Annotated in this window: 2 protein-coding genes; both read right to left on the reverse strand. The window is 47.8% G+C overall.

What is annotated here, in order from left to right; all coding sequences use genetic code 11:
- Positions 1–9: 9 nt before the first annotated feature.
- On the reverse strand, positions 10–390 hold the full coding sequence (locus ABIE61_RS18820) for a P-loop NTPase family protein (RefSeq protein WP_354412426.1): 381 nt from the start codon (positions 388–390) through the stop codon (positions 10–12).
- Between the two features lie 107 nt (positions 391–497).
- Entirely contained in the window at positions 498–1016 is a 519-nt protein-coding gene (locus ABIE61_RS18825; RefSeq protein WP_354412429.1) for an amidase family protein, read from the reverse strand.
- Positions 1017–1114: the final 98 nt, after the last annotated feature.

Genomic DNA, 1114 nt, shown 5'->3' on the forward strand with positions numbered 1-1114 from the left:
TTTAGGCGTCTAAAAAGCGGAAACCCGCATGAATACTGGCCTGAGGCGTGTAAAAGAGACGATTTTCAGTGGATAACTGTCGAACTCGGGTGTTCTCTTTAGCGCTCGATAGATACAGGTATACCGGTTCACATCCAAGAATATTACTGTATCACAAGCTTCAAATCTTATATCAAGTGTGCTCTGATAATTACCATCGATAATCCAGCATTCGCTATCACAGATGCCCTCCTGAATTTTTATCCAGTCTTCTTTTGGAGTCTTAACCCAATTTGGTTTCCAATATAGCTGATCGAGGTGATGAACAGGCAAATTCAATTCTTTACCTAATAAAGCCGAGAATGTAGATTTTCCCGAACCGCCGGAACCAATGACTGCAATTCTTTTCATCGTATCTACCTCGTCATCAATCCAGTTAACGGTTCATTCACCTGCGGTGCGCAGCTTTATCGCGCATGTCCAGTGGAATAATTGGTTGGGCATCTGGACTCTGTGCGTTACGTAGTTACGGAACATAAGTCTAACCCCATTGGTTGAGAACCCCACAAGCGCAGACTGGCGTCGAGTAGGAACTCATCTTGATAGTGACCAGCTGTCAGAGAAAGCCCAACAGGAATGCCATTAACCTGAGCCAGTGGAATGGTGATCTCGGGTAACCGGGCAACACCAGCAAACGATGTGACGGCCATAGTACGGTCGTAATAATCACGTACAGAATTTAGGTTGCTGCCGGTGAGTGTGCCTTTCTTCGGAGCAAGCACAGGGGCCGTCGGATAACAGAAAACATCGCCTGGCTGAGTGAACGCGGCTACACGTGAAAAGAGGGCTTCGCATAAGTTCAGGGCGTCGCTCATCGTGCTGCGGTCGAACTGTTCGACGTTACGATATCCTGCCTGGAAGTTCGGTCCTTGTTCGGGTCGATTTTCCTGAATCCAGCCTCCAATGGAGTTGGCAATTTCCGCCGTCTGGAGTATCCGAAGAGCATCCTCGTTGCACGATTTCAGGCTGATGTCCAAGCCGGAGTTATGGTGATTTCTGGTGTACGGGGAAATAGGAGGATGGCGTATCCTGTTGATTGATCACGACCAAGATCTCAATCAACAGAAGGTGATAC

The sequence above is a fragment of the Marinobacterium sp. MBR-111 genome (assembly GCF_040547585.1).
In the GTDB taxonomy this organism is placed as follows: domain Bacteria; phylum Pseudomonadota; class Gammaproteobacteria; order Pseudomonadales; family Balneatricaceae; genus Marinobacterium; species Marinobacterium iners.

Bases quoted from the DNA above. Each gene is read 5' to 3' on its own strand.
- ABIE61_RS18820 (WP_354412426.1), bottom strand. From the start codon at position 390: ATGAAAAGAATTGCAGTCATTGGTTCCGGCGGTTCGGGAAAATCTACA.